The 1,426-nt window shown below is 69.6% G+C and carries 2 protein-coding genes; both read left to right on the top strand.

Annotated features, from left to right (window positions below; all coding sequences use genetic code 11):
- A partial coding sequence (locus tag K228_RS29100; protein WP_033777498.1) for a hypothetical protein occupies positions 1 to 265 on the top strand: 265 nt, incomplete at its 5' end.
- 408 nt (positions 266 to 673) lie between these two features.
- On the top strand, positions 674 to 1,426 hold a 753-nt coding region (locus K228_RS26310; protein WP_033777496.1), incomplete at its 3' end, for a hypothetical protein.

The raw sequence follows: 1,426 nt of genomic DNA, 5'->3' as shown, positions 1-1,426 counted from the left end.
CGGCGACTCCACCGCGGCGGCCGGCGGATCCGGGGCGGTGGGGGAGTGGCGGCTGCTGCACGACCCGGTCGACGAGGCGTGGCTGCTCCTGGCGGACGACAAGCCTCACGCCGACCGCGACGGGCTGACCGCCGCCGACGTCGAGCAGGCGTGCCGGTGGGCCAGCGCGGTGCTGGCCGACGCCGGCGTGACCTGCCACGGCTGGGTCGCCCGCGCCGACGGCGCGACCCTCGAATACGTCGCCGACCTGACCGGGGAGTGCTGACATACCGCCACGCCGACCGTCCGGGTCGGCCGGTGGCCGTCAGTCGCCGATCACCCTAGCCCGAGATTCCCCGGAATCACCCACATCAAGATCAACTAATCATGCCTCCATAAGTGATCTTATCGAGGCACGAAAACGTCACACCCGAGCTATACCGTCAGGCCCGTTGTCGGCTGCCAAACGAACCGAGGCACTGCCAATGGATCTGAGGCACCAGGCTCCGCCGCGTGGGTCCGAGTCCGTGACCAGCCGCAGCTCGACGCGAAGCGCGGCGATTTGCCTCAACTTGACTGGCAGGCGCCGGGTGCTTGTCTTGCCAGTCAAGTTGAGGCATCGCAGGTCAGCGCATTTCCCGTGCCTCAGGTCAACTGGCAGACGACACCCCGTAACCAACCCCAGGAGGAACGTGTGAGCACCAACAGCAGCACCACCGAGAAGACGGTGGACATGGCGGCCGTCCGGCAGCTCGTCGACCGCGCGGTGAAGGCGGCGGTCCCGGCCGGACAGATGACCACCCGCAAGATCCGGCCGGAGTCGGACTACGGCTTCCCCGAGCCCCGACCCCTCGCCGGCCTGCAGGCCTCGCTGTCCGTGGCCCGCCTGGCGCAGAACCAGGCGTATGCGTTCGCCAAGGGGCTGCGCGGCGAGGGTTCCTCGTGGGACCAGATCGCCGACCTGCTGGAGATTGAGTGGTCCGAGGACCACGAGCCGCGGGAGAGGGCGTTCGAGCTGGTAGCCGGGCCCGCCTCGCGCTACGGCTACGACCGGTACGTGTCCTTTACGTGCGCCGGCCCCCATGGTTGCGGCGAGCGCATCACCGACCGCGGCCCGTACAACGGCTACCCCTTCGACAACGAGGACGGCCACGCCAAGGGCTGCCGGCGGCTGGCCACCGAGGACGAGGCGTACCAGCGGGAGCAGGACGAGCTGGAACGTCGCGCCGAGGTGATGGACGAGGCGCTCCCGCTCGTTACCGACACCTTCGGCAAGGAGACCGTGGCGCGGGTCCGGTACGTGCAGTCGCACGGCGGCCGGTACCAGGCATGGTCGACCAGCGAGACCCTCGCCGTCGCCCTGGTCCTGCGCGACGACGAGCGGCTCGGCGAGGTCGGATACTCCACCCACGACGAGGCGCTGCGCCGGATCATGTCGGGCATGTCC

This window comes from Salinispora cortesiana, assembly GCF_000484695.1.
GTDB classification, from domain to species: domain Bacteria; phylum Actinomycetota; class Actinomycetes; order Mycobacteriales; family Micromonosporaceae; genus Micromonospora; species Micromonospora cortesiana.
This window is presented reverse-complemented; position numbering and strand designations above follow the sequence as displayed.